The organism is Burkholderia latens (genome assembly GCF_001718795.1).
In the GTDB taxonomy this organism is placed as follows: domain Bacteria; phylum Pseudomonadota; class Gammaproteobacteria; order Burkholderiales; family Burkholderiaceae; genus Burkholderia; species Burkholderia latens_A.
The window spans coordinates 2,289,452-2,308,310 of the sequence record NZ_CP013438.1 but is presented as its reverse complement, the minus strand read 5'-3'; the positions used below and the strand labels follow the sequence as shown (position 1 = coordinate 2,308,310).

The window sequence follows — 18,859 nt, the reverse complement described above, 5'->3', positions numbered from 1 at the left end:
GGTCATGCCTCCGCGCGCGGGTTGATCGCCAGCGCCTGTGCAACGCAGGACGCCGGCCGCGCCTGAATCAGTTCGACGGCCAGGCCGTCCGGCAGCCGCAGCCAGTTGCGCCCCTGCGGCATTTCGGTCACGCCGAACCGCCGTGCGGCGGCAAGCGCGGCCTCCAGGTCTTCGCACATCACGCCGAGATGCGCGAGCCGGCCTTCCGGGCCGTCATGTTCCGGCGCGTGGATGAACTGCAGGCCGCCGAGCGTCCAGTACTGACGCGGTGCGTCGAGCGAACCGTCCACTTCGCGCATCGTCATGCCGAGGACTTCCTCGAAGAAACCGATATGCCAGCGGATGTCCTTTACCCAGATCGCGACGTGTTCAAGATAGGCTTTTGGCGTGTTCATGCGTTGCCCTCCTCGCGCCGGCGATCGGCCATCGCGCGTTCGAGCCCCTTGATCGCGGCAACGAGCGTTGCATTGACCGGGGTCGGCACGCCATATCGTTGTCCGTAGCGCACGACCGAGCCGTTGATGAAGTCGATTTCGGTGATCGAGCCTTTCTCGAGGCTTTGCAGCATCGACGTCTTGAACGCCGCGGGCAGCCCCTCGGCGGCGAGCGTCCATGCCTGTTCGGGATCGGTCATCGAGAGCTTCACGCCGGCCGCCTGCGCCGCCGAGACCGCCTCGGCGACCGCCGCCAGCGACGTTGCCTTCAATAGCGGCTCGTCGTACAGCTGTCCGTAGGTGAGGCCGGTGATGCCGGTCAGCGCGCCCGTCGCGACGTTCACCAGCAGCTTGTCCCACATCGTGCCGACGATGTTGTCGCTGATTGTCGTGGCGAGGCCCGCCGTATCGAACGCATCGGCGATCGCCTGCACACGCGGCGTGATGCGGCCGTCGAGTTCGCCGATGTACGTGTATTTGCCGGCCACGCCCGATTCGACGTAGCCCGGGCCGCGCAGCACGCCGCCGACGTAAGTCTTGCCGGCGAGCACGCGCTCGCGGCCGACTACGTCTGCCAGGATGTCTTCGTGCCCGAGGCCGTTCTGCAGCGACAGCACGACGGTATCCGGCCCCACGAGCGACTGTGCGCCGCGGATCGCCGCGTCGGTGTGGAACGATTTGACGAGCACGATGACGAGATCGGCCACGGCAATATCGGCGGCTTGCGTGGTCGCATGGACGCGCACGTGCCGGGTGCCGCTGGCGTCGTCGACGCGCAGGCCGTCGCGACGCATCGCATCGACGTGCACGGGCGAACGGTCGATCAGCCAGGTCTCGTGACCGCCTTCGGTGAGGGTGGCGCCGATCGCACAGCCCAGTGCGCCGGCACCCAGAATCGCAATTTTCAACGGCTTCTCCTTGACGTATGGACGTACGATAGGAGCCGCCGCTCATACTGCCAATGCAATGGATACAATGGCGTCATTGCTATTGACAATAACGATGCGATGACCGCCGACCTGCCCGACCTGAAGCTGCTCCAGCTTTTCGATCTGCTGTACGAACTGCGCAGCGTCACGCGCGTTGCCGAGCAACTTGGCCAGAGCCAGCCGACGATCAGCATCTGGCTCGGGCGCTTGCGGGAACATCTTCACGACCCGTTGTTCATCCGGACGCCGGGCGGCATGGCGCCGACGCCGCAGGCCGACGCGCTGATCGGGCCGTGCCGGGAGATTCTGGAATCGCTGCGCCGCTTCACCGCGTGGGAGATCGCGTTCGATCCGGCGACGGCCCAGCGGCGGTTCCGGATCTGCATGACCGATGCAAGCCATATCACGCTGCTGCCGCGCCTGCTGGCCCACGTGCGCGCGCAGGCGCCGGGCGTTCGGCTGGAAGCCGCGCGCATCGACGGCAACACCGAACGCGCGCTCGAATCCGGCGAGGCGGATCTCGCGATCGGCTATGTGCCGTGGCTGGGCGGCGGCATCTATCAGCAGAAACTGTACGACCAGGACTGGGTATGTCTGGCGAACCGGCATCACCCGAGGATTCGCGGTCGCCTCGGTGCGAAGCAGTATCGTTCGGAAGGACACGTCGCGATTACCGCCGGAACCGGCGCGCAGCTCCTCGAACAGGCGCTGCGGCACGCGCGTATCGAGCGCGACGTGGTGCTTGAGCTGCCTGGCTTTCTGGGGCTGGGCGCGATCGTTCAGAGCACCGACCTGATCACGACGCTGCCGCGTCATATCGGAGAGACGCTCGCTCAGGCCAGCGATCTGGCGGTTCATGGATGCCCGATCCCGGTCGACGGGTTCGCGGTACGGCAGCATTGGCATGCGCGATATCACCATGAGGCCGGCAACCGCTGGCTGCGCGGTCTCGTGATCCAGCTGTTCGGGGCGTCGCACTGAGCGGCGGCGATCGGCATCGCGCGCGGCCGGGGGGCAGTGCGAGATCGCGGAACGGGCTCGCTCGCGGGTCGCCGAGTGCGCTGCGCTCGGCGCGGCACCCGCTAGAATTGCGGTTTTAGCCCGGAATACGCCCATGTCCTTTGCCTCGCTTGGCCTGATCGAGCCGTTGCAGCGCAATCTGCGAGATCTCAATTACCAGACACCTACGCCGGTGCAGGCCAAGGCGATTCCTGCCGTGCTCGGCGGCAAGGACGTGATGGCTGCTGCACAGACCGGCACCGGCAAGACCGCCGGTTTCGCGCTGCCGCTGCTGCAACGGCTGGTGCAACACGGGCCGGCCGTGTCCAGCAACCGCGCGCGTGTTCTGGTGCTGGTGCCCACGCGCGAACTGGCGGAGCAGGTGCTGCAAAGCTTCGTCGCATACGGCAAGGGCCTCGATTTGCGCTTCCTGGCCGCCTACGGCGGCGTGAGCATCAATCCGCAGATGATGAAGCTGCGCAAGGGTGTCGACGTGCTCGTCGCCACGCCGGGCCGGCTGCTGGATCTCAATCGCCAGAACGCCGTGCAGTTCGATCAGGTGCAGGCGCTGGTGCTCGACGAAGCCGACCGCATGCTCGATCTCGGCTTCGCGCGCGAGCTTAATGCCGTCTTTGCCGCGTTGCCGGCGCAGCGGCAGACGCTGCTGTTCTCCGCCACGTTCACCGACGACATCCGCGCGATGGCGGCAAGCATTCTGCGCAAGCCGGTCGATATCAGCGTCAGTCCGCCCAATGCGACGGCCAGCAAGATCAAGCAATGGGTCGTGCCGGTGGACAAGCGGAACAAGCCGGACCTCTTCATGCACCTGGTGCGCGAGAACAACTGGGAGCACGCGCTGGTGTTCGTGAAGACGCGTGCGGGCGTGGACTACCTCGCGGCGATGTTGCACGACGCGGGCTATGCGGTCGACACGATCCACGGCGACAAGCCGCAGCCCGCGCGATTGCGCGCGCTGGAGCGCTTCAAGGCCGGCGACGTGCAAATGCTGGTCGCCACGGACGTGGCGGCGCGCGGGCTCGATATCGACGACCTGCCGCTGGTGATCAACGTCGATCTGCCGATCGTCGCGCAGGACTACGTGCATCGCATCGGCCGCACCGGTCGTGCGGGCGCGAGCGGTGTGGCCGTGTCGCTCGTGTGCGCGGACGAAGCCCCGCAACTGGCCGCGATCGAAGCGCTGATCCGGCAGACGCTGCGTCGCGAAGAGGAGCCGGGTTTCGAAGCCGAACATCGGGTGCCGGAAACCAGTGCGACCGGGCAGATCATCAAGAAGCCGAAAAAGCCAAAGAAACCGAAAGTGCCGCAGGCGCAGCCGGCGCCCAGGCCGATGCCAGGCAAAAAGCCGCATGCGCAAAATGGTGATGGGAAGCGCAAGCCGGCGGCGCAGCGGACGACGGCTCCGGGCAATGGCGCGGGCGGCGCAAGCGCGAACGTGATCAGCGGCAGCCCGTTCAGCGTGCAAAAGCCGCGCGCGAAATCGGGCGGCAAAGCTGCGGGCAAGCCGGGTGCGGGGCCTGGCAAGCCGGGCGGGAAGCCTGGCAAGCCCGCCGGCGGCCGCGGCAAAGGCCGGCCCTGATTTTCGCCAATGTGACTGTCGGGGTTGCGTACGACATCGTGGCGGCTAGACTGGAAGTTCCCCCTGCAAATCATGGAGGGACACATGGCAACCATTTATGTTGTGAAGACCGGGGAGCAGTTCCTCTGTACCGCCGAGGACGGCGATATCGGCATCGCACCCGTGATCGAGGACGCCGCGTCGTTTCTGTCCTATGACGAAGCGGTCAAGGTGGCGAACCAGCACGCCGACCCCGGGTTCGAAATCCTGACCGTCGAGCTGACTTGCCGTTGACGCGGCGCGTAAGCCGCGTGATGGTGCCGGGCGCGCATGACGAGCCTGCACCGCATCGAGAAAAAAAAAAGCCCGCCGAAGCGGGCAACCTCTCGATGAAGAGGAGAGAGATCCGGCCGCGCGACCGGTGCCGCGCGCTCAACCCTTGGTGGCCCCGAACGTGAGCCCCGCGACGAAATGCTTCTGCATCGCGAAGAACATCGCGACCGACGGAAGTGCGGCGAGAATCGATCCGGCCGAAACGAGGTTCCACGACGTCGTCCATTGCCCCTTCAACGCCGCCACGCCCGCCGTGATCGGCGCGGCCTCGTCGCCTTGCGTGAGGCACAGCGCCCAGAAGTAATCGTTCCACACGAACGTGAACACGAGAATCGCGAGCGCGGCCAGCGCCGGCCGGATCAACGGCAGCACGATCCGCCAGAACACCGTCCACTCGCCCGCGCCTTCGATCCGCGCCGCCTCGATCAGTTCGAACGGCAACTGCTTGATGAAGTTGCGCAGGAACAGCGTGCAGAACCCGGTCTGAAACGCGACGTGAAACAGGATTAGCGCCTCGACCGTATTGAACACGCCGAGCCTCAGCGACAGATCGCGGACCGGAATCATCAGCACCTGGACCGGCACGAAATTGCCGGCGACGAACGTCCCGAACAACGCCGCGTTTCCGCGAAACCGGTAAGTCGCGAGCGCGAACCCGGCCATTGCCGCGAGTGCGATCGAACCGATGACCGACGGCACCGTGATCTGCACGCTGTTCCAGAAGTAATGGAGCATCGGCGACGTGGTCAGCGCATCGCGATAGTTCTCGATCATCGAGAAGTGCCGCGGCCAGCCCCAATAGTGGCCTTCGACCAGCTCCTCGGTGGAGCGCACCGACGTGACGAACACTGCGATCAACGGCAGCAGCCAGATCACGAGCGCGACGGGCAGCGACAGCTTGTACAGCCGGCGAGATACCGGCTTCCAGTGGGCAATGGGTGTCGGAAACATGATGAATGAACTCCGGGGAGGTCACTGCTCGTTGCGCAGCATGCGGCGCAACTGGAACGCGATGTAGACGAGCATGATCGCGAACAGCACGACCGCGATCGACGCGGAATAGCCGAGCCGGTAGTACTTGATCGCCTGGTCGTACATGTAATAAGCGAGCACGGTCGAGCTCTCGAACGGGCCGCCGCCCGTCATCACGGAGATCAGGTCGAAGCTGCGCAGCGCGCCGATCACGGTGACGACGATCGCCATGAACGTGGTCGGCCGCAGTTGCGGCAGCACGACGTGCCACAGCAGCGCGAAGCCGCGCGCGCCTTCCATCCGCGCCGCTTCGATCTGTTCCGGATTCACCGACGTGAGGCCGGTCAGGTACAGGATCATGCAATACGCGGTTTGCGGCCACAGCGCGGCGAACACGATGCCGAACGTCGCGTAGCGCGCATCGCCGAGCACCGGAATCCCATGCCCGGCGATCAGTGCGAGCAGGCCGAACGTCGGGTCGTAGAACCACGAGAAGATCAGCCCGACGACCACGCCGGACAGCACGAACGGCGCGAAGAACAGCGACTTCACGAGCCGGATGCCGGCGACCGCCTGGTTCAGGTACAGCGCGAGCGCGAGGCCGAGCGGCGGCGCGAGCATGAACAGCGCGAGCCAGATCACGTTGTTGCGCAGCGCGGTGTAGAACGTCGGCGCCTGCAGCAGCTCGGCATAGTTCGCGAGACCGACGAACGTGCGCTCGGTCATTCCGTCCCAGTTGCAGAGGCTCAGCCACAGCGTCGACAGGATCGGCCAGATCACATAGACGGCAACCATTGCGCACGCCGGCGCGAGAAAGAGCCACGCGGCGCGGCGTTGTCGCCGCACGGCCGGCGACGGGCGGCGGGCGGATCGTGCTGCGGATGAGCCGCGACCCGGCAATGCGGCAGCCGTTTCGACGGGTCTGGACGTGATCGGACTGGACACGGCAAGCCTCCTGGGCGGACGCGGCGGCACGCGGCCGCCGCCGGGGTCATACGGTTATTTCTTGTAGATCCGCTTGCGGGTCTGCTCGAGCTGCGCGAGGACGCTATCGAGCTGCGCGGGATTCGCGACGAACTGCTGCATTCCCTTCATCCCTTCGTCGGCCATTTCCTTCGTCATGTCGCGGTCGTAGAACTGCGCGACACCGCCTTTGGTGTCCGCAAGAATCCGGAAGCCGATCCGCGAGATCGGATCGGCCGGCTCCGGCGATTTGCTGTTGGCCGACAGCGAGCCGAGCCCTTCGGCGAGCTTCGCGCCGATCTCGGGCGTTTCGACGAACGCGAGGAACGTGTGCGCGTCGGCCTTGTTCTTCGCCTTGGTCGGGATGTGCAGCGATTCGACGGGGCCGTCCTCGGCGGTCGGCACCTTCGCGTCGATGATCGGGAAGCGGTAATAGCCCATCTCCTGCTTCACGTTCGGCGGAAAGCCGGCCGCGATGAACGTGCCCATCAACATCATCGCGGCCTTGCCCTGGAACAGGAACGGCTGCGCGCCGTCGAGATCGTAGGACAGCGCGTTGTCGATGAAGTAGCCCGAATCGATCAGCGATTTCCACGTCGTGTAGACCTTCTTCACGCGCGGATCGGTGTACGGCACGTCGCCGGCCATCAGCTGCTGGTGGAACGCGTTGCCGTTCAGGCGCAGATCGAGGTAGTCGAACCAGCCGGCGAGCGTCCATGCATCGCGGCCGCCGACCGCGATCGGCGTGATGCCGGCTGCCTTCAGCTTCTTGCATGCATCGAGAAACTGATCCCACGTCTTCGGCTCTTCGGCGATGCCGACCTTGCTGAACAGATCCTTGCGATAGAAGAGCCCCCACGAGTAGTAGACGGTCGGCGCCGCATACTGCTTGCCGTTGTACGACGATGCGCTGCGCGTCGACGCGTACATCGCATCCCAGCCGTTCTTCTTCCAGTCGCCGCTCAGATCCTCGAACAGCCCGCGCTTCGCGTAGTACGCCATCCGCTCGCCCGCATGCCAGTTCACGACGTCGGGCGCGACGGTCGTGAGCCATGCGGGCAACTGCACCTTGTACGCTTCCTCGTCGACGAAGGTGGGCTTCACGTCGATGTCGGGATGAGCCTTGTGGAACGCCTCGATCGTCGATTGCCACACGGCGCGCTGGCTGGCGCCCTTGAACGCGATGTTGATCGTCAGCGTGCCGGCGTCGGCCGGCGCCGCGGCGCAGAACGATGCGAACGCGATGGCGGCGGCGCTCGCCAGCCGGGCGGCGACGCGAAGGGGGCGATGTGTCATGTGTGTCTCCATTCCTGTGTGTCGTTGTGCGTGACCGGCGCTGCGGGCGCCGGGGGCGGTTGCTACGAACGGCTTCGATACACGGCGACGCCTTGCGGCTCGACCTGCGCGGCGCCCACCACGAACGCGGACGGCGGCACCGCGTCGATCGTGTGCGGTGTGCTGCCGTAGTTGAATACGTACGTCAGTCCGCCGCGCCGGCTCACGCGCACGCCGTCGCCGAGCGGCGTCGGCGCGAGGCCGGCTTCGGCCGCGACGTCGGCGAACAGGCGCGCGGTGGTCGCGTCGTCGAACAGCGCGGCCCAGTAGTGCAGCGCGCCGTGCGACACGCAGGCCGGGTGACCGTCGGCGAAGCGCGCACGCACGACACTGCGTGCGCCGTCGTGCAGTTCGACGAGGTCGCGCCAGTGACGTGCGTCGCCGGCGAGCGGCGAGCCGTCGCGCAACGTGCCGTCGATTCGCGCGGTCACGTTCGGCCGCAGCGATTCGACGCGCCACACGCGCACCGGCAGCAGCGATACGAGCGGGCCGGGCGGCAGCGTCGGCGGAATCTGCAGGTCGGCGGTCTTCGAACCGGTGCGCGGGCCGAAGACCACGTGCGCGCCCGATGCGGCGACGCGCGTCGCGAAGTCGTCCGGCACGATCGGCAGCGGCGGCACGACGACGAGCCGGTAGCCGTCGAGCGGCGCATGCGCGGAAACGATGTCGACGTCGAGGCCGAGCGAACGCAGCGCCGAGTAGTACTCGAACGCGAAACGCGGATAGTGAAAATCGGCGCCTTGCGGCTGCACTTCGAAAAGCCACTTCGCCTCGTAGTCGAACACCAGCGCAACGGGCGCGCGCACCGGGCCGCTCGGGTCGGCCTCCGCGCCGGCATCGAGCACGGCCTCGATTTCCTGCGCGACGCGCTGCGCTTCGCGGCCGCCTTCGTCGAGCCTGTCGTCGGGCGTGTGCAGGCCCGCATGCATCTGCTCCTGCGCGAACGGCGCCTGCCGCCAGCGGAAGTACGACACGCAGCCGGCGCCGTGCGCGAACGCTTCCCAGCTCCACAGCCGCACCATGCCAGGCAGCGGCGCGGGGTTCCAGTGCGCCCAGTTCACCGGGCCGGGCTGCTGTTCCATCACCCAGAACGGCAGTTTCGACATGCCGCGATACAGATCGTGATTGAACGACGCAAAATCCGGGTGGCCGGTGCGCAGCCAGCGCGCCTTCACGTCCGGCGCGAACCACAGCTCTTCGAGTGCGCCGAGCGGATAGCTGTCCCACGTCGCGACGTCGAGGTCGCGCGCCACTTCGTAGTGGTCGAACTCCGTGAACAGTTGCATGAAGTTGTGCGCGACGGGCCGGTCCGGCGAATGCGCGCGGATCACGTCGACCTGCATCCGGTGATAGCGCGCGAGCTCGTCCGACGCGAAGCGCCGGTAGTCGAGGCGGTGCGACGGATGCGCTTCGGTCACGGTGCCGACCGGCGCATCCACTTCATCGAAATGCCGGTATTCCATGCTCCAGAACACGGTGCCCCACGCGCGGTTCAGCGCGTCGATCGTGCCGTAGCGCGCCTTCAGCCATTCGCGGAAGCGCACGAGTGCGGCCGGCGAGTAGCTGACGACCGTCTGATGGCAGCCGAGCTCGTTGTCGGTCTGCCAGTAGCGGACGGCCGGATGGCGGCCGTAGCGTTCGGCCACCGCGGTGCAGATCCGGTGCGACGCCTCCAGATAAGTCGGCGACGAGAAGTCGTAATGGCGGCGCGAGCCGAACCTGCGCGGCTGGCCGTCCGCGCCGATCGCGAGAATGTCCGGATGACGGTCGACGAGCCACTTCGGCGGCGTCGCGGTCGGCGTGCACATCACGATCTCGAGACCGGCCGCGCCGAGCACGTCGACCGCGCGGTCGAGCCAGCCCCAGTCGTATTCGCCGGGCGACGGCTCCATGCGGCTCCATGCGAATTCGGCGATTCGCACCTGCGCGATGCCGAGTGCCTTCATCCGGCGGGCGTCGTCGGCCCACATCGATTCCGGCCAGTGTTCCGGGTAGTAACAGACTCCGAGGCGCATGCCCGATCCTTATGCGTAATGGTGGACGGGAAGGGCGGCGCACGCGGGCACCGCGCGGCCGTCTTCGGTGAACAGATGACAGGCCGCAGCCGGCGCATGCGCATGCACGCGCTCGCCGGTGCGGATGGCGGCATCGCCGGGCACTTTCGCGATTAGCGGTGTGCCGCCGGGCTGGTCGAGGTGCACGTAGGTCTGCTCGCCGAGCCGTTCGACGAGCGCGACGTCGCGCGCGAGCGTCGTCGCGTCGTGCGCGGCGCCGAGCGTCAGGTGTTCGGGGCGGATGCCGAGCGTGACGGCCGCGCCCGGCGCGAGCGCGGAGCCGTCGCGCGGCAGCGTGAACGTTTCGCCGGACGGCAAGACGGTGACGGTCGTGCGCTGCGCGTCGCACGCGGCGACCACGGCCGGCAGGAAGTTCATCCGCGGCGAGCCGATGAAGCCGGCGACGAAGCGGCTCGCCGGGTGATGATAGAGATCGAGCGGCGCGCCGACCTGCGCGATGCTGCCGTATTGCGCGGTGTCGGCGCCGGCGTGCAGCAGCACGATCTTGTCGGCGAGCGTCATCGCTTCGGTCTGGTCGTGCGTCACATAGACGACGCTCGCGCGCTCGAACTGCCGGTGCAGCTTCGCGATCTCGACGCGGGTCTGGCCGCGCAGCGCCGCGTCGAGGTTCGACAGCGGTTCGTCGAACAGGAACACGCCGGGCTCGCGCACGATCGCGCGGCCGATCGCGACGCGCTGCCGCTGGCCGCCGGACAGCGCTTTCGGCTTGCGGTCGAGCAGCGTATCGAGTTGCAGGATCCGCGCGGCGTCGCGCACCTTGCGGTCGATCTCCGCCTTCGGCACGCGCGCGAGCTTCAGCCCGAACGCCATGTTCTCGTAGACCGTCATGTGCGGAAACAGCGCGTAGCTCTGGAACACCATCGCGACGCCGCGCTCGGCGGCCGGAACGTCGTCGACGCGACGGCCGTCGATCGACAGTTCGCCGTCGGTCAGGTCCTCGAGGCCCGCGATCATGCGCAGCAACGTCGACTTCCCGCAGCCGGACGGACCGAGGAACACGCAGAACTCATGCGCGCCGATCTCCAGATCGACGTCGCGAATGACCGGCGCGTGGTCGCCATACGCTTTCTGCACGCGCCGCATCGAGATGCTCGCCATTGTCTCCGCTCCATGTTTTAATGCGCTTTTACCGATGCTTAAGCGCTTAATCATCGCGATCAAAAAAGAGGCGATGCGATCGCGGCCGAGTCGCGCCCGTCACGCGGGCGGCAAGGGATGCGGCGATAGTGCGCCGCTTCGGCAAACGAAGCAAATACTGGATTGTCGTCTCATATAGTGAGCAAACGATGGCAACACTGGATGAAGTGGCGCGCCGCGCCGGCGTGACGGCTGCGACCGTGTCGAACGTGCTGCGCAACCGCGGCCGGGTCGGTGACGCAACGCGCTCGCGCGTGCTCGAAGCGGTCGACGCGCTCGGCTATCGGCCGCATCTCGCCGCGCGGGCGTTGGCGGAGGGGCGGGCGCCGACGGTCGCGCTGATGGTGTCGAGCATCGCGAACCCGTTCTATCCGGAATTCGCGCTGGCCGTCGAGCGCGCAGTGCGCCGCAACGGGCAGTTCCTGATCGTCTGCAATACGAATGAAGATCCGTTGCAGGGGTGCGCGTATCTCGACCAGATCGCAGGCACGATTTCCGAAGGCATTCTCGTGACCAACGCGAATCTGCACCTGCCCGATCTCGCCGACGTCGCGCGGCGCGGCGTGCCGGTCGTGCTGTGTCTATGGGAGCGGCCCGATGCGCCGCCGGAAGGGTTGCCGTGCGTCGCGGTGGATTTCCGCGAGGCGGGGCGGATTGCGACGCGGCATCTGATCGAACTCGGGCATCGCGAGATCGGCGTAATCGTCGGCGGGTCTGCGAACGGCGTGCAGGCCGCGCGCTACGACGGTTTCGTCGACGTGATGCGCGAAGCCGGGCTGGACGCATCGCGCGTCGCCGCCGGGCGCGATTCGATCGAAGGCGGCGTGCATGCGGCAGGGCAATTGCTCGATGCACATCCCGGGATGACCGCGCTCGTCGCCACCAACGACCTGCCCGCGATCGGCGCACTGCACGCAGCGGCCGACCGCGGCCGGCGCGTGCCCGACGACCTGTCGATCGTCGGCATCACCGATATTCACCTGGCGAGCGACACGCGGCCGACGTTGACGACGGTCGCGATTCCGACCGGCGAGGCGGCGGGACTCGCGGTCGAATTGCTCAATGCGTTGCGCGAGGCGGGCGGGTACATCGACGATGCGTCGCGCGTGCGGACGGCGTCGGTGCCGCGGCTGGTGGTGCGGGGGACGACCGGGGCGGCGCCGGCACGCCGAACGCCGGCGTAGACGTCGCGTGCGGTCGCGATGCGTGCCGTGCGTCTCGCAAGCGCGCGGGTCACGCCCGGAAGCTGAAAACGGAGGATGGCTCGCCGGCCGATGGGTGACATGACGAGGCGGGCCGGATCGTCCGTCTGCGTCACCGGCCTTCGACGAGCCGCATCACGATGGACCGGGCCGAATCGAGATGCGCGACCGTCATCGCGCGGGCGCCGCGTGCATTGCGTTCGCGGCACGCTTGCAGGATGGCTTCGTGCTCGACCTGGAACGACGGCGTATCGGCCAGCAACGTGGCCTGCAGGCGCTCGTAGCGCTCGACCTGGCCGCGCAATTCCGCGATCGCCTTCAATTGCCGGTCGTTGCCGCAACACGAGTACAACAGTGCGTGGAATTCGCGATTCAGTTCGCCTTGCCGGCGCGGCACGCTGGATTCGCCGAGCAGCCGGTGCACGAGTTCGGCTCGCGCGAGCGTCTCGTCGTCGAGCCGCTTCACGCTCCGGTAGATCGCATCGCCTTCGAGCAGCGCGCGCATGTCGTAAATTTCCTGCACGTCGGACGCGCTCAGCATCCGCACGACCGCGCCACGATTGCGGAAGATGTCCAGCAGTCCTTCTCGCTCCAGCCGCTGGATCGCCTCGCGCATCGGAATCCGGCTGATCCCGAAGCGCTCGGCGAGATCGCGCTCGACCAGCCGCTCGCCTGCCTGCAGCTCGCCGTTGATGATCATCTCCCGCAACGATGCGGCCACGGCATCCGCCGTGGAATCGAGTCTGGCTTCCATGCGTTCGCGTTCCTTAGTTTGGAATAATGGTATACCAAACGACATTCCGGTGCCACAATGGCGGCCTCACGTTCCGATATCGAAGGAGAGCGAGATGGCGCACGGCGAACACAAGTACCGCGTGGCAGTGGAGTGGACCGGCAACCGGGGCACCGGTACGTCGGGGTATCGCGAATACGGCCGCGATCATGTGATCCGGGCGGGTTCGAAGCCGGACATTCCCGGCTCGTCGGATGCAGCGTTTCGCGGCGACGCGGCGCGGTGGAATCCGGAAGACCTGCTGCTGGCTTCGGTATCGGCGTGCCACAAGCTCTGGTATCTGCATCTGTGTGCGGATGCGGGCGTGCGCGTGCTTGCGTATGTCGACGACGCAGAGGGGACTATGCTCGACAATCCCGAGCCGGGGCGCTTCACCGAAATCGTGCTGCATCCGCGCGTGACGATCCGCGCGGGCGACGACCACGAGCTAGCCGAGCGGCTGCATCATGACGCGCATGCGAAGTGCTATGTGGCGAATTCGGTGAATTTCCCGGTCCGGTGCGAGCCGGTGATCGAGGTTGCTGCAGTGTGAGGCAGGCGTTGGGGAGCGCGCGAAGGCACGTTGCCGTCGAGTGAAGTTGGGTCGAGATCGTGCCGGACCGAACAGCGGTGAGGTATCGCCCCGCAGGCCAGGGGTTATCCAGGACGGCGACCGATCACCGCACCCGCCGCCGCCCCTTACAGCGCGACCCCGTACACCTCCCGCGCGGCCGCCCGAATCGCGTCCGCCATCACCTCGACGGCAGGCGAATGCAGCCGGTCGGTGCGCGTGATGATCCCGAAATCGTCCATCCGGCAGTCCATCTCCAGCGGCAGCATCGTGACGATCCCGTGTCGCGCGTAGTATCGCGCGACGTCCTCCGCGAGCACGGCGATCATGTCGCTCTGCTCGATCAATTGCGTAATGAACAGCAGCGCCGCCGTCTCGACGACGTTCGCCGGCGGCGCCAGGCTCGCGCGCTGGAACACGAGTTCGAAGCGGTGGCGCAGCACGCTGCCGGCCGGCGGCATCACCCACGCGGCGCGCTGCACGTCGGCGAGCGACAGCGGCGCCTGCGCGAGCAGCGGATGGTCGGGCCGCACGACCGCGGCGACCGGCTCGCCCGTGAGCGGCTCGTAGCGCAGATGCAGCTTGTCGTGCTCGGCGGACAGCCTTCCGAGCACAATGTCGAGCTTGTCCTGCGCGAGATGTTCGAGCAGCACGTTGCTCGTGTCGATTGCGACGGACACCCGCACGTTCGCATGTGTCCCCTTCACGGCAGCGACAGCCGGCGGCACGAGCCGCAATCCCGGCGACGTGATCGCGCCCACCGCCACGTGCCCCAGGTGGCCGGCCTTCAGCGCGGCCAGCTCCTCGCGCGCCTGGTCGAGGCTGCCAAGCGCCGCGCGCGCGTGGCGGATCAACGCGTCGCCGTATAGCGTCGGCCGCATCCCGCGCGGCAACCGCTCGAACAGCACCGCGCCAATCGATTCCTCGAGCTCGCGCAGCAGCTTCGACGCGGCGGGCTGCGTCATGCTCAACGCGGCCGCTGCGCGGTGAATGCTGCCTTCGTCGGCGAGCGCGACGACCAGCAGCAGCTGGCGCGTCTTCAAGCGGTTGCGGTTTCCCCACGGGCTGGCTTCGGTCATCGTACGGGTTTATATCGATATCGGAATGGATATCGTAATCGCCTAAAACGTCATTAGCCAGTTATCAAAATTCTGCCTAGACTGCGCCGGTATCCCGTCACCACAGGACTGACGATGTCGGCAACAAAACCCAGGCTGCGCTCCACCCAATGGTTCGGCACCAACGACAAGAACGGCTTCATGTACCGGAGCTGGATGAAGAACCAGGGCATTCCCGATCACGAATTCGACGGTCGGCCGATCATCGGCATCTGCAATACGTGGTCCGAACTGACACCCTGCAACGCGCACTTCCGCAAGCTCGCCGAGCACGTGAAGCGCGGGATCTCCGAAGCGGGCGGCTTCCCCGTCGAGTTCCCGGTGTTCTCGAACGGCGAATCGAACCTGCGGCCGTCCGCGATGCTCACGCGCAATCTTGCATCGATGGACGTCGAGGAAGCGATCCGCGGCAACCCGATCGACGCGGTCGTGCTGCTCGCGGGCTGCGACAAGACCACGCCCGCACTGCTGATGGGCGCGGCGAGCTGCGACGTGCCGGCGATCGTCGTGTCGGGCGGCCCGATGCTGAACGGCAAGCTGGAAGGCAAGAACATCGGTTCGGGCACGGCCGTCTGGCAGCTGCATGAAGCACTGAAGGCCGGCGAGATCGACCTGCATCACTTCCTGTCGGCGGAAGCCGGCATGTCGCGCTCGGCGGGCACCTGCAACACGATGGGCACCGCATCGACGATGGCGTGCATGGCCGAGGCGCTCGGCGTCGCGCTGCCGCACAACGCGGCGATTCCGGCCGTCGATTCGCGCCGTTACGTGCTCGCGCACATGTCCGGCATCCGCATCGTCGAGATGGCGCTCGAAGGGCTCGTGCTGTCGAAGATCCTGACGCGCGCGGCGTTCGAGAACGCCATCCGCGCAAACGCGGCGATCGGCGGCTCGACCAATGCGGTGATCCACCTGAAGGCGATCGCGGGCCGCATCGGCGTGCCGCTGGAACTCGAGGACTGGATGCGCATCGGCCGCGACACGCCGACGATCGTCGACCTGATGCCGTCGGGGCGCTTCCTGATGGAGGAGTTCTATTACGCGGGCGGCCTGCCGGCCGTGCTGCGCCGGCTCGGCGAAGGCGGGCTGCTGCCGCATCCGGATGCACTGACGGTCAACGGCAAGTCGTTGTGGGAGAACGTGCGCGAAGCGCCGAACTACGACGACGAAGTGATTCGCCCGCTCGACCGTCCGCTGATCGCGGACGGCGGGATCTGTATCCTGCGCGGCAATCTCGCGCCGCGCGGTGCGGTGCTGAAGCCGTCGGCGGCGAGTCCCGAGCTGCTGAAGCATCGCGGCCGCGCGGTGGTGTTCGAGAACCTCGAACACTACAAGGCGACGATCAACGACGAATCGCTCGATATCGACGCGAGCTCCGTGATGGTGCTGAAGAACTGCGGGCCGCGCGGGTATCCGGGAATGGCCGAGGTCGGCAACATGGGGCTGCCGCCGAAACTGCTGCGCCAGGGCGTGAAGGACATGGTGCGGATCTCGGATGCACGGATGAGCGGCACCGCGTACGGCACGGTCGTGCTGCACGTCGCGCCGGAAGCGGCCGCGGGCGGGCCGCTCGCCGCGGTGCGCAACGGCGACTGGATCGAACTGGACTGCGAGGCCGGCACGCTCCATCTGGACATCACCGACGAAGAATTGCAGCGCCGTCTGTCGGATGTCGATCCGAATGCGGCGCCGGGCGTGGCCGGGCAGTTGGGCAAGGGTGGTTATGCGCGGCTGTATATCGATCACGTGCTGCAGGCCGACGAGGGGTGCGACCTCGACTTTCTGGTCGGCATGCGCGGCGCGGACGTGCCGAGCCATTCGCATTGAGCGGCAGGCAGTGGCGTTCGAGAAAGGACGAGGGCGGCGATTGAGGGGAATGCGGTGACGCGCACGATGTGGTCGAGCGCGATCGCAGTCCGACCGCGAAGCATGGGATCGATGCAAGCGGTAAAGCGCTGACGTGCATCGACCGCGAAGCATGGGATCCACGCAAGCGCTGAAGCGCTAACGTGGACCGACCGCGAAGCATGGGGTCCACGTAAGCGCTAAAGCGCTAACGTGGACCGACAGGAGACAAGATGACGACGCAGTACACGCCCGCGCACCCCGCGGCGGACCAGTCCGATTCGCCGGCAGCCGTCGACGAACGGCAACTCACCCGCCTGCTCACACGCAAGCTCGTGCCGTTCCTCGCGCTGATCTACGTGGTCGCATACGTCGACCGCACCGTCGTCGGCTTCGCAAAGCTGCACATGAACGCAGCGATCGGCCTCGGCGATGCCGCTTACGGCCTCGGAGCCGGCCTGTTCTTCATCGGCTACTTCCTGTGCGAAGTGCCGAGCAACCTCGCGCTCGGCCGCTTAGGCGCACGCGTGTGGTTCGCGCGCATTCTCGCGACGTGGGGCGTGATCACGATGGCGATGGCGCTCGTGCAGGGGCCGACCAGCTTCTACGTGCTGCGCTTCCTGCTCGGTGCGGCCGAAGCCGGCCTCTATCCCGGCATCCTCTACTTCCTCACGCAATGGTTTCCGATGCGCGAGCGCGCACGCGTGATCGGCCTGCTCGTGCTCGCGCAACCGCTCGCCGGCATCGTGACGGGCCCCCTCGCGGGCTGGCTGCTGTCCACGCACGGGCTGCTCGGCCTGTCGGACTGGCAGACGCTGTTCGTCGTCAGCGGCCTGCCGGCCGTGCTGCTTGCGTGGCCCACGCTGCGGCTGCTGCCGGAGTCGCCCGCGCATGCGCGCTGGCTGAACGACGGCGAACGCCGCTGGATCGCACGGCAACTCGCCGCCGACCGCGACACGTATCGCCCCGATTCGCACGGCAATCCGCTCGCCGCGTTGCGCGATCGCCGCGTGCTGCTGCTCGCCGCGCTGTTCCTGCCGTTTCCGCTGTGCATCTACGGGCTGTCGCTGTGGCTGCCGACGATCATCCACGCATTCGGCACCGGCGATGCGGCAACCGGACTGCTGTCCGCCGTGCCTTACCTGTTCGCGGTGGCCGGCCTGCTCGTCGTGCCGCGCCACTCGGATCGCAAGCGCGAGCGCTACTGGCACATCGTCGTCGTCTCCGCGGCCGCCGCAGCGACGATGGCCGCCAGCGCATGGGTGCGGCAACCTGCGCTGCAGTTCCTGTTCATCTGCCTGACCGCGTTCTCGCTCTATTCGATCCAGGCCGTCGTGTGGGCGCTGCCCGGCGAATTCCTGACCGGCACGAGCGCGGCGGTCGGCATCGCCGCGATCAACTCGCTCGCGAATCTCGGCGGCTACGCCGGGCCGTACGGCATCGGGCTGATCAAGGCATCGACCGGCAGCCTCGCTGCCGGCCTGTACTTCCTCGCGGCGACGCTGCTGTTCGCGGTGCTGATGACGTTCGTGGTCCGCGCCGCGCTGCGCACGCCCGAGCCGGCCGCACGCGCATTCGCCGGCGAATCGTGAACGCATTGTTTTCCGGCTGAACGCCGTTTCGACTGACGCAGGACCGAACCATGACATCGAGCAGCACACCGCGCTATCGCGGCATCTTCCCCGTCGTCCCGACGACGTTTACCGACACCGGCGAGCTCGACCTCGCGAGCCAGAAGCGCGCGGTCGACTTCATGATCGACGCTGGCTCCGACGGCCTCTGCATCCTCGCGAACTTCTCCGAGCAGTTCGCGATCACCGACGACGAACGCGACGTGCTGACGCGCACGATCCTCGAACACGTCGCCGGCCGCGTGCCGGTGATCGTCACGACGTCGCACTACAGCACGCAGGTCTGCGCGGCGCGCAGCCTGCGCGCGCAACAGCTCGGCGCGGCGATGGTGATGACGATGCCGCCTTACCACGGCGCGACGTTTCGCGTGCCAGAAACGCAGATCTTCGATTTCTATGCGCGCGTGTCGGATGCGATCGGCATCCCGATCATGATCCAGGACGCGCCCGCGAGCGGCACCCCGCTGTCCGCACCGTTGCTGGCACGGATGGCGCGCGAGATCGAGCAGGTCGCGTACTTCAAGATCGAGACGCCGGGCGCGGCCAACAAGCTGCGCGAGCTGATCCGGCTCGGCGGCGACGCGATCGAAGGGCCGTGGGACGGCGAAGAGGCGATCACGCTGCTCGCCGACCTGCATGCGGGCGCGACCGGCGCGATGACGGGCGGCGGGTTTCCGGACGGCATCCGGCCGATCCTCGAAGCATTCCGCGAAGGGCGCGGCGACGATGCGTTCGCGCATTACCAGACGTGGCTGCCGCTGATCAATCACGAGAACCGCCAGTCCGGGATCCTGACCGCGAAGGCCCTGATGCGCGAAGGCGGCGTGATCGCGTGCGAGCGGCCGCGGCATCCGATGCCGGAACTGCATCCGGACACGCGTGCGGAGCTGATCGCGATCGCGCGCCGGCTCGACCCGCTCGTGCTGCGCTGGGCGCGCTGAGCCAATCGCGAATGGTGAAGGAGAAA

General features: G+C 67.1%; 17 protein-coding genes. 8 read left to right on the top strand and 9 right to left on the bottom strand.

Annotation, left to right across the window (positions count from 1 at the left end; all coding sequences use genetic code 11):
- Positions 1–2 precede the first annotated feature (2 nt).
- On the bottom strand, positions 3–395 hold the full coding sequence (locus tag WK25_RS29510; RefSeq protein WP_040138929.1) for a VOC family protein: 393 nt from the start codon (positions 393–395) through the stop codon (positions 3–5).
- The gene (locus WK25_RS29505; RefSeq protein WP_069243460.1) at positions 392–1,342 is read right to left on the bottom strand and encodes a ketopantoate reductase family protein; all 951 of its coding nucleotides are present in this window, start codon (positions 1,340–1,342) and stop codon (positions 392–394) included. The genes WK25_RS29510 and WK25_RS29505 overlap by 4 nt, the downstream gene beginning before the upstream one ends.
- 81 nt (positions 1,343–1,423) lie before the next feature.
- Between WK25_RS29505 and WK25_RS29500 the strand changes: the two genes are divergently transcribed.
- From WK25_RS29500 to WK25_RS29490, 3 genes are all read left to right on the top strand, one after another.
- Positions 1,424–2,344, top strand: coding sequence for a LysR family transcriptional regulator (locus tag WK25_RS29500; protein WP_059548534.1), 921 nt, complete (start codon positions 1,424–1,426; stop codon positions 2,342–2,344).
- Between the two features lie 133 nt (positions 2,345–2,477).
- Positions 2,478–3,959, top strand: coding sequence for a DEAD/DEAH box helicase (locus WK25_RS29495; protein ID WP_069243459.1), 1,482 nt, complete (start codon positions 2,478–2,480; stop codon positions 3,957–3,959).
- An 84-nt stretch (positions 3,960–4,043) separates the two neighbouring features.
- Complete coding sequence (locus tag WK25_RS29490) at positions 4,044–4,232, top strand: hypothetical protein (protein ID WP_040140878.1); 189 nt, start codon at positions 4,044–4,046, stop codon at positions 4,230–4,232.
- 138 nt (positions 4,233–4,370) lie between these two features.
- Here the strand turns inward: WK25_RS29490 and WK25_RS29485 are convergent, their stop codons facing one another.
- From WK25_RS29485 to WK25_RS29465, 5 genes are all read right to left on the bottom strand, one after another.
- A complete protein-coding gene (locus WK25_RS29485; protein WP_069243458.1) occupies positions 4,371–5,222 on the bottom strand; it encodes a carbohydrate ABC transporter permease in 852 nt (283 codons plus the stop codon).
- Between the two features lie 21 nt (positions 5,223–5,243).
- On the bottom strand, positions 5,244–6,188 hold the full coding sequence (locus tag WK25_RS29480) for a carbohydrate ABC transporter permease (RefSeq protein WP_059548491.1): 945 nt from the start codon (positions 6,186–6,188) through the stop codon (positions 5,244–5,246).
- Between the two features lie 54 nt (positions 6,189–6,242).
- Entirely contained in the window at positions 6,243–7,502 is a 1,260-nt protein-coding gene (locus tag WK25_RS29475) for an ABC transporter substrate-binding protein (protein ID WP_059548489.1), read from the bottom strand.
- A gap of 62 nt (positions 7,503–7,564) precedes the next feature.
- Entirely contained in the window at positions 7,565–9,556 is a 1,992-nt protein-coding gene (locus WK25_RS29470) for a beta-galactosidase (protein WP_069243457.1), read from the bottom strand.
- Positions 9,557–9,565: 9 nt separating this feature from the next.
- Positions 9,566–10,714, bottom strand: a complete 1,149-nt coding sequence (locus WK25_RS29465) for an ABC transporter ATP-binding protein (RefSeq protein WP_040138922.1) — start codon at positions 10,712–10,714, stop codon at positions 9,566–9,568.
- 188 nt (positions 10,715–10,902) lie between these two features.
- On the opposite strand from WK25_RS29465, the gene WK25_RS29460 reads away from it, so the two are divergent.
- Positions 10,903–11,937 carry a LacI family DNA-binding transcriptional regulator gene (locus WK25_RS29460; RefSeq protein WP_069243456.1) on the top strand — a complete coding sequence of 345 codons (1,035 nt, stop codon included), beginning with the start codon at positions 10,903–10,905 and terminating at the stop codon, positions 11,935–11,937.
- Between the two features lie 130 nt (positions 11,938–12,067).
- Here WK25_RS29460 and WK25_RS29455 read toward each other — a convergent pair whose 3' ends face one another.
- A complete protein-coding gene (locus WK25_RS29455; RefSeq protein WP_069243455.1) occupies positions 12,068–12,709 on the bottom strand; it encodes a GntR family transcriptional regulator in 642 nt (213 codons plus the stop codon).
- 94 nt (positions 12,710–12,803) lie between these two features.
- On the opposite strand from WK25_RS29455, the gene WK25_RS29450 reads away from it, so the two are divergent.
- On the top strand, positions 12,804–13,280 hold the full coding sequence (locus WK25_RS29450; RefSeq protein WP_069243454.1) for an OsmC family protein: 477 nt from the start codon (positions 12,804–12,806) through the stop codon (positions 13,278–13,280).
- 146 nt (positions 13,281–13,426) lie between these two features.
- On the opposite strand, the gene WK25_RS29445 is transcribed toward WK25_RS29450, so the two are convergent.
- Complete coding sequence (locus WK25_RS29445) at positions 13,427–14,377, bottom strand: LysR family transcriptional regulator (RefSeq protein WP_040138918.1); 951 nt, start codon at positions 14,375–14,377, stop codon at positions 13,427–13,429.
- 114 nt (positions 14,378–14,491) lie between these two features.
- Between WK25_RS29445 and WK25_RS29440 the strand changes: the two genes are divergently transcribed.
- From WK25_RS29440 to WK25_RS29430, 3 genes are all read left to right on the top strand, one after another.
- Complete coding sequence (locus WK25_RS29440; RefSeq protein ID WP_040138917.1) at positions 14,492–16,243, top strand: IlvD/Edd family dehydratase; 1,752 nt, start codon at positions 14,492–14,494, stop codon at positions 16,241–16,243.
- Between the two features lie 251 nt (positions 16,244–16,494).
- Entirely contained in the window at positions 16,495–17,853 is a 1,359-nt protein-coding gene (locus tag WK25_RS29435; RefSeq protein ID WP_069243453.1) for an MFS transporter, read from the top strand.
- Between the two features lie 50 nt (positions 17,854–17,903).
- Complete coding sequence (locus WK25_RS29430) at positions 17,904–18,833, top strand: dihydrodipicolinate synthase family protein (protein ID WP_069243452.1); 930 nt, start codon at positions 17,904–17,906, stop codon at positions 18,831–18,833.
- Positions 18,834–18,859 lie beyond the last annotated feature (26 nt).

Excerpts from the sequence above, each read along its gene's own strand:
- WK25_RS29440 (WP_040138917.1), top strand. The coding sequence starts at position 14,492 with ATGTCGGCAACAAAACCCAGGCTGCGCTCCACCCAATGGTTCGGCACC.
- WK25_RS29435 (WP_069243453.1), top strand. The coding sequence starts at position 16,495 with ATGACGACGCAGTACACGCCCGCGCACCCCGCGGCGGACCAGTCCGAT.
- WK25_RS29510 (WP_040138929.1), bottom strand. The coding sequence starts at position 395 with ATGAACACGCCAAAAGCCTATCTTGAACACGTCGCGATCTGGGTAAAG.
- WK25_RS29490 (WP_040140878.1), top strand. The coding sequence starts at position 4,044 with ATGGCAACCATTTATGTTGTGAAGACCGGGGAGCAGTTCCTCTGTACC.
- WK25_RS29485 (WP_069243458.1), bottom strand. The coding sequence starts at position 5,222 with ATGTTTCCGACACCCATTGCCCACTGGAAGCCGGTATCTCGCCGGCTG.
- WK25_RS29495 (WP_069243459.1), top strand. The coding sequence starts at position 2,478 with ATGTCCTTTGCCTCGCTTGGCCTGATCGAGCCGTTGCAGCGCAATCTG.
- WK25_RS29465 (WP_040138922.1), bottom strand. The coding sequence starts at position 10,714 with ATGGCGAGCATCTCGATGCGGCGCGTGCAGAAAGCGTATGGCGACCAC.
- WK25_RS29470 (WP_069243457.1), bottom strand. The coding sequence starts at position 9,556 with ATGCGCCTCGGAGTCTGTTACTACCCGGAACACTGGCCGGAATCGATG.
- WK25_RS29475 (WP_059548489.1), bottom strand. The coding sequence starts at position 7,502 with ATGACACATCGCCCCCTTCGCGTCGCCGCCCGGCTGGCGAGCGCCGCC.
- WK25_RS29450 (WP_069243454.1), top strand. The coding sequence starts at position 12,804 with ATGGCGCACGGCGAACACAAGTACCGCGTGGCAGTGGAGTGGACCGGC.
- WK25_RS29460 (WP_069243456.1), top strand. The coding sequence starts at position 10,903 with ATGGCAACACTGGATGAAGTGGCGCGCCGCGCCGGCGTGACGGCTGCG.
- WK25_RS29430 (WP_069243452.1), top strand. The coding sequence starts at position 17,904 with ATGACATCGAGCAGCACACCGCGCTATCGCGGCATCTTCCCCGTCGTC.
- WK25_RS29455 (WP_069243455.1), bottom strand. The coding sequence starts at position 12,709 with ATGGAAGCCAGACTCGATTCCACGGCGGATGCCGTGGCCGCATCGTTG.
- WK25_RS29445 (WP_040138918.1), bottom strand. The coding sequence starts at position 14,377 with ATGACCGAAGCCAGCCCGTGGGGAAACCGCAACCGCTTGAAGACGCGC.